The 7,809-nt window shown below is 66.2% G+C and carries 4 protein-coding genes; 1 reads left to right on the top strand and 3 read right to left on the bottom strand.

The window, feature by feature from the left end; all coding sequences use genetic code 11:
• A partial coding sequence (locus ACESNG_RS19750) for a carboxypeptidase regulatory-like domain-containing protein (protein ID WP_373070504.1) occupies positions 1-735 on the top strand: 735 nt, incomplete at its 5' end.
• A 328-nt stretch (positions 736-1,063) separates the two neighbouring features.
• Here ACESNG_RS19750 and ACESNG_RS19745 read toward each other — a convergent pair.
• The 3 genes from ACESNG_RS19745 to ACESNG_RS19735 form a co-directional block, all read right to left on the bottom strand.
• Entirely contained in the window at positions 1,064-4,756 is a 3,693-nt protein-coding gene (locus ACESNG_RS19745; protein WP_373070502.1) for a DUF4175 family protein, read from the bottom strand.
• Positions 4,753-6,858 carry a VWA domain-containing protein gene (locus ACESNG_RS19740; protein ID WP_373070500.1) on the bottom strand — a complete coding sequence of 702 codons (2,106 nt, stop codon included), beginning with the start codon at positions 6,856-6,858 and terminating at the stop codon, positions 4,753-4,755. The genes ACESNG_RS19745 and ACESNG_RS19740 overlap by 4 nt, the downstream gene beginning before the upstream one ends.
• A 26-nt stretch (positions 6,859-6,884) precedes the next feature.
• On the bottom strand, positions 6,885-7,809 hold a 925-nt coding region (locus tag ACESNG_RS19735), incomplete at its 5' end, for a DUF58 domain-containing protein (RefSeq protein ID WP_373060420.1).

Genomic DNA, 7,809 nt, shown 5'->3' with positions numbered 1-7,809 from the left:
GCCGACTCGTCGGGCGTCGTCGAGCTCGAAGTTCCAGTCGATGGCATCCTACGACGTGATCTGTTCGTATCCGCCGGGTTACGCCGTGGGCAGATGGTAGGCTTCGTGCGAGATCCCACCGGGGGCGGTGTAGAACGGGCGCAGGTGGCGGCCGCCGAGAATTACGTCGCCACGGTGACCGATTCGAGCGGACGCTTCGTGCTGCCGCGCCTCGCACTCGGCACGCAGTCGATTTACGTGCGCGCGCTCGGCTACCTCCCGCGTCGCCTCGTGGTCGATATTGTCGACGGCGGATCTGAGCCGGAGCGCATCGTGTTGCAGCGCCCGCCAACGACGCTCCGAGCGGTAACTGTGCGCGCGGTGCGATCCTACGCGGGTTTCGAGGTGCGCCGCACGTCCGGCGTCGGCTTGTTTCTTGACGAAGCGGCCATTCAGCGGCGCAATCCGCTCATTTTTGCCGATATCATGAGGTCTTTGCCTGGTGTCGGCGTGCTTCCAGTCAAATCATTCAGCGCAAAGTTCTACACCCGCTTGGGGATCAAGGAATGTGAGCCTTCGGTGTGGGTGGACGGCGTCGAAGTGCTGAGCCGGACACAAGACCTCGACGCATACGTCGACGTCAGCAACGTCCGCGCCGTGGAGGTGTACTCGTCGCCTGCCGAGGTGCCGGCGGGATTCGCTGGAGATCCGTTCTGCGGCGCGGTCCTCATCTGGACGCGTCGCCCCAGCAAGTGAGGTTGCCTCGAGTTGCCGGATGCTGAACACGTTGCTCAATCGATCGGACTCGCGCAGCAACGTTTGTCCCATATCGGGGATGTCGAATGGCATTCGATAGACGCCGACTACGGTGAGTGGCACATCGACAGCCATGCCACTGTCACAACGTGGTCTGCGCTTCTGGCTTATCGGTGTTGTTTCGATGTGATCGGTGTCATCCGTGTTCCGGCTTTTGCTCTTGTTGTTGGTGCAATGGAAAGTCGTGGTGGGTGGTGGGCTTGGGGTTCTGGGTTCTGCGTTTTGGGTAGTGGGTTGCACCGGTGGGGTTTGAGAATGCGGCGACGCGTTACGGTCGCCGCTTCGACCCCGCCAGCACCCGATAGTACTCCTCGACCAGCGCGCGATACTCCGCCGGAGCTGCGGCACGAGCCCCGGCGGCCGGACGACCTTCGGCTCCCAATCCCACCGAGCGATACAGCGCAAACTCGAAGTTCTTCAGGCGCTCCAGCATCGCCGTCTGCAACTGCTCCATCCCCTTCGGATCGCTGAACGCGCGGCCGTTCTCGAGCTGACGCAGTCCTTCGATGGCCCGGTCCAGTTCACGTGTGTCCACGCCCTGCGCCGCTGCCTCGCGGCGAAGCCCCTCGGCGTTCTCACGACGCAGCCGGAACTCGCGTGCAAACTGCTCGGGTGTGCCCGACGGCATCACCGAGCCGCTGTTGCTGCCGGGCGACATCTGCCCGCCCTCGCGCAAGCTCGGCATGCCGCCACTGCGCGGCGCGCCATTCTGGTTGCCGCCGCGGCCGCCGTTGGCCTGGCTACCACTCTGCTGACCTTCTCCTTGGCCTTGACCTTGCCCCGGTTGCTGACCTTGGCCTTGGCCCGGCTGCTGACCCCGCCCTTGCTGGCCGCTCTGCTGCCCTTTCTGCCCCGGTTGACCCGGTTGCCCTTGCTGGCCGCTTTGCTGCCCCTGCTGCCCCGTCTGGCCGCCCTGCTGGCCTTGTTTGTCCGCCACACGGTCCCGCAGCGACTCCAATCCCTCAACCAGCGCGCGGGTGCGCTCCAGCGTCCGCTCCTGCTTGCGGGCCGCCGACTCACCCTGCAGCGCTCCGGTCGCCGCCCGCAGACGCTCCGCGACGTCCTTCAGGTTCTCACCGATCTGCCCTTCGAACTGCGACGCGTACTCCGCCGAGCCGCCACGCATCACCTGCTTGCTGAAGTCGATCTTGTCCGCCACCCGCGTGTCGCGAATGCTCTCCGCCGCTTCGCCCAGCTTGCCCGCCGCCTTGGGTTGGTCGCGACGCGCTTCGCGGGCCAGTCGGTCGGCGTCGGCTTCGAGTTTGCGTACGTCGCTGCCGAGGGCGTCCTTCTGCTCGCCCAAACGCCGCTGCTGCTCGTTGCGCGTATTGGGCGCCGCGCCCTGCATCGACTTTACTCCCTCCGCGATTTCCTGCTGACGCGCCTCGAGTTCACGCGCGCGATCGGACAGCTGCTGCACGCCACGATTCACTTCGTTGGCGCGCGTGCCCTCGAGATTGCGCGCCGCACGATTCAACTCTTCCAGCGCCGCACTGCCTTGCGACGCCGATCCACTGGAGGCGCGACGCATGGCGTCGGCCGCTTGTTGCAGACGCTGCGCTGCGTTGGCAAGCTCCGGATTGTTCTGCTCGCGCGACAACCGCTCCAATCGACGCGCTTCTTCCTCAGCCTGACGGGCGAGCTCGCGCTGCGCACCGCTGTTGGCCTGCTGGCCCTGCGCCCGCTGCTGTCCCTGACCACTCTGCTGCGCCCGGCCACTGCTGCTCGATGCACCGCCGCTGCTGCCCGATGATCCACCGCCTTGCTCCTGCCCCAACCGCTGTCGCATGGCTTCGGCCTGGCGCTGCATGCGCTCGTTCTCCTGCTGCTGACGCTGCGCGAGTTGCCGCAGCTTCTCGATCGTTTCGTCGACCGCCTGCTGCGCGCTCTGCTGCGACTGTGACTGTTGCTGCACCGCTTCGTACTGATTGCGCAGCTTGTCGGTCTCGAGCTCGAACAGGTCGGCCAGATCTTCAGCCTTCCGTCCGCCACCACCACCACCACCGCCACCACCACCGCCCATCTGCACCTGCACGTCACGATAGAGCGCCTCGGCGCGCTGCAGATGCTGTAGTGCCTGCTGCTCCAGCGGCAGCGCATCGGTGCCACGTCCACGCCCCAGCTGCTCCTCGGCCAGCTTCATCGCGCTCGCCGCCGTTTCGGTCTCCACACGGATCTTGGCGAACATCGTGTCGCCAGCCGCGAGCCCGCGCTCCTTCAAGCTGTTCGCGAGTTTCTCCACATCGCCACGTAACCGCCCTTCGGAAATGGTGAGCGTCGTGATGTCTTCACGACGCTTCCTGGTGGCGGTGCCGCCGCTGGCACTGCTGCTGTCGCGCAGCCAATTGAACGTGCCGGCCACCACTTCCTTCTGCCGTGCCACAAAGCCTTCGGGCGAATCACCCTGCGGACCACCGCCACCGCCGCCACCGCCGCCCTGTTGCTCGGCCTGACGATAGTCCTTCGAGAACGGCCGCACTTCGAGGAAGTACACATCGCTGCTGCCCGTATGGCCTGATCCGTCTTTGGCCACGGCGTGGTACGCTACGAGATCTCCGGGCACCAGCGACATCTCTTCCAGGAACAACGTGTGCGCGGCGCGTGCATCCCGCGGACGACGTGTGGTGCTGTCCTGCATCACGATGCGCCTCTCCGGTCCGCCGTTCACCCGATAGCGCAGTTCGAGCGCGACTACGCCCAGATCATCGCTGGCTTGCACCGCCACCGTGACTTCGTCGGTGTTCGACGCCTTCGTGTCGCGCCCCGGCTCTTCGATGGTGACGCGCGGTCCACGATCGGGAATGGCATCGATCACGTACTCCACCGAGCCCGCCACCGTGGTGCCGTCGGCGGTGATCAGGTCCACATGATAGAACCCACTCTTCGCCACGCGAAAGCGACCGGTCACAGCGCTGTCACCCTCGATCGCCATCGGCGCGGACGTGCCGTCGTCGAAGCGGAGCACGCCACTGGCTACTTGGCGCGTGACCTTGGCATGCACCACGACCGTGGTGCCCACGATGGCCGCCACATCACCGCCGTCTTCCACATGCTCGGCGGGCAGGCCGCTGTACGCCGGGAAGCTCAGATCGAGTGACACGTTCGACACCGCCGGCAGGTCGTTCACCGTGAGCAAATAGGTGGGTGACCGCACATCGGCCGACTCCACGTAGTACTCGGTGGGCTTCGAGATATCGAACAGCCGCGAACGGAAGCGCGACGAATCGGCTTCGGGGCTCATCGGCAGTCGCTGCCACTCGCTGAGTGAATCGCTGCGAAACACCAGTTCAGCACCATCAGCGGCAAAGCCGACCAGCGCCGCGTGCACTTCGATCGCGCCGCCACGCGGGACTGCCGCGTTGCCGGGTTCGATGGACAGCGCACGAATCGGTACCGCCGCTTCCGCCGTGCCGAAGGGCACGAACAGTAGTTTCGCGCCTTCGCGCACACGGGCAGGACCCGCCACGAACATCAGCACCGCGACCGCCGCCACACCACCCAGCATCTGTACCGCGCGCACCATGCGCGGACGTTCCAACGCGGCGCGCTGCTGCAGCGGGGCAATCGCTGCGCTCGCGCGCGACATCAATCGTGCGGACAACGCCCCTGACTGTCGCTCATTCACCGGCACATGCGCTTCCTGCACGGCGGTGATGAGCGACTGCTCGAGCTGCGGCGCACGCTCTTCCACGTACAGCGCGAACCGCTCGTCGCTGGCCCGCTTCATGAGTGGCAGCACGAGTCCGCGGATGAACGCCGCCGCGATCAGCGTGTAGCCCACCACCCGCGCAATAGTCGGGGCTCGACCGTCAGCACTGAACAGCGTGAGCACTAGCATAGTGGCCAGCACGGCCAGCAGTACGGTCGCGCCGATCCAGACCAGCGACTCGAGCAGAATGCGCTGCCGCCACTGGCGACGCAGCGCACCGAGGGTGGTGAGCAGCTGACGGTCGGGACTCATGTGGAACTCCGATCGGAAGCGGACGCGGACGAAGACACGGAAGAAGACAACGGATTCACAGGACGGACGCGTCTGGCCACGGCGCGCCATCCGCGCGTGGCCATGATCGTTTCGAGCACCAGCGCCAACGCGACGATGATCAACAGTACCCGCCACGGGTTCTGGCGTCGCTCGAGCTCGACCGTCGTGGGCGGCGCGTTCGACGCCATCGTACCGGGCTCGGCGTCTCGTACGCCAAGCAACAATTCGGTCGTGTCCATCGGCGTGAGCTCGGATTCGCTGGCCGGGGCGTTGGCCGCCACACGACCCACCGCAGTACCGGTGGCACTCACCGCGAACGCCTCGTACACGCCGGCATCAGCAAGTGGCACGGAGGTGCCCATCGAATCCGCCCGCGGGCGCAGTAGCGTGCCATCGGGCGCGCGCACCACGGGATCGTTCACCGATGGTGCCAGCGACCAGCTTTCGCTCGTGGAACGCCAGAGCGGTACGGCATCGCGTCCCGACGTATGCAGCACCAGCTGCCGTACGAAGGGCAGGAACGCCGGCTGGAGGGGGAAATCGCTGCGCTGTGCATCCAGCGGTACGGTGAGTACAAGGAGTCGTCCTTCGCCGATGCGCTGCTCGAGCACGGCGGGGAGTCCATCGTCGAAGCGCGCCAGCACATCGACTGCTCCGGAGATATCGACGCGCGGATAGCGCAGGAAGCGCACGGCACCCAGAGCATCGGGCACTTCGCGAAACGGCGTAAACAGCGGATGTTCAATGCGTACATCGCGAAGCGTACCGCCGCGATCGGTCAGGCGATCGGCCAATCCGCTCATGCGCACGGGTAGAAGCGGCAAATTGTCGCCTCGTTGCGCCGCCAGTCGCGAACCGGCGGCAATCACGACGCCACCGCCTTTGGTCATGTAGTCTTGCAAAGCGGCCACCGCTGACGCCGAGGGCAGCATGTCCCAGAACAGCACCAGGCTGGTGCGAGCCAGCGATTCGCGGCTCACCGGCGCCGATGCAAGCCGGTCAATCTGAATGGCGGGCGCGCCACCGATGGCCAGGGCACGCTCGAGAAACAGTGCCTCAGCGGCCGCCCCTCCTGACGGCGATACCAGCGCCACGCGAACGGCGTCGTCGCGCGGCACCACGGCGTACAGCGTATCGTCGGCCACCAGCGCATCGGACTCCAATGACACCAGCAGCGCCACCGCATCCTCGGGCGCCGGCACGGGCGCGAACGTGACCACCGTTTCGCCGTCGGGCTGCAGCGACACCTCACTGGTCGTGGCGTCGCGACCGTTCACGGTCAGGCGGGCCTTTACCTTGCGCGCGACCGGCAGTTCGTGCGACTGCACGCGCGCCTTCACCGCCAGCAGCGACCGCGTGCCGTTCATGACGCGACGCGCTTCGAGCACACGCACGGCACTGTTGGCGCGTTCGGCGGCACCTACGGGAATGCTGCGCAACTTCACACCGGCCGGCAGGTCGATCGCGGCTATGCCAGCCGCACCCGCCCGTTGCAGGTCGGATATCACGACAATCTCGGCCGCCGCGAACGGTGCATCGAGCAGCATCTGTCGCGCTGTGCGCAACGCGGGCGCGAGTCGTGTGCCGCGGGCCAGCGGCTTGAGCGTGGAGATGGCCGCGATAACCTGCGACTTGTCGTCGCTGAGACGCTGCAGCACTTCGGAGGCGTCGTCATACGCCACCACGCCGATGCGGTCGCCCGCGCCGAGTGCGTTCACTACCGCACGCGCGGAATCGAGGGCACGAGGCCACACGCCTTGGTAGCCCATGCTGAGCGAGCGATCGACCACCAGCACTACGGCGCGGCGGCGCGTATCACCGCCGGCAGCTGCGCGGTCGGTGAGTACGGGGCGCGCGAACGCAAGCACGAGTGCGGCCACCGCCAGCGCACGCAACAGCAGCAACGGCCAGTCGGTGATGCGCTGCCGCTGCGACGTACGGATGGGCAACTGCTCCAGGAACATCAACGACGGGAACCGGAACGGACGGTCCTTGTCGCGATGCCGCAGATGCAGCAGCAGCGGAATCGCCAATGCCGCGAGTCCGGCCAGAAATGCAGGAACGAGGAATCCGATGCCCATGCGCGAATGACTCGGTTAGTCGATCGTCAGCGTACCCGACCACGCGAGAGCCGCGCGTCGAGGTAGGCGTGGAGTGCACGGTCGAGGGGTTCGCTCGTGTCGAGACGCACGTAGTCGGCACCGGCGCTGGTGAAGCGCTCCTTTAGAGCCGCGTGATGTGCGGTGATCAACGTCTGATACTTGTCGCGCAGCTCGCCCGGTCGCAGCGGCAACAGCGCACCACTCTCGGCATCTTCGAAGGTGGCCGGCATGTCGCCCGGCAGTTGCTTCTCAGCGGCGTCCACGACGTGAAACACGATCACGTCGTGGCCGCCCATACGCAGCGCCGCCACCGCGCGGCCCAGCGCGTCCGGCTGTTCATAGCAGTCGGTGACGAGCACCACGATACCGGTACGCGTGGTGAGATGACCGATACGCTCGATGGAATGCACCAGCCGGCTCGGCCCGGCCGCTTGTGCGCGCGACAGGGTGTGCAGCAGCAGCTGCAGATGACGCACCGACGGCGGCACGACATCCACTAATTCTTCCTTGAACGTGGCCAGACCGATACGATCGCCCTGCGACTTCGACAGCCACGCCAGCGACGCCACGAGAAAGCGCGCGTAGTCGAACTTGGTGACAGCGCCGCTGCCGAAGTCCATGGAGCCCGACGCGTCGAGCGCGAAGATCACACCGGCGTTGGTGTCGGCGTCGTACTCCTTGATGTAGAACCGGTCGGTGCGTCCGTACACCCGCCAGTCGATACGACGCAGGTCGTCACCGGGCTGGTACGAGCGATGCTGCGCAAAATCCAGCGACGATCCTTTGCGCAGCGATCGATGCTGGCCGTGCATGAAACCGTTCACGACCGTACGCGCCAACAGCGCGAGATCGGAGATACGCGCCAACAAGGCGGGGTCGAGAAAGGACGCGGGAGCGGTCGCCACGAATCGCTCAGAGCGACGAGCGGGG

Origin of the sequence: Gemmatimonas sp. (assembly GCF_041689975.1) — a bacterium.
GTDB lineage: Bacteria > Gemmatimonadota > Gemmatimonadetes > Gemmatimonadales > Gemmatimonadaceae > Gemmatimonas.
This window is presented reverse-complemented; position numbering and strand designations above follow the sequence as displayed.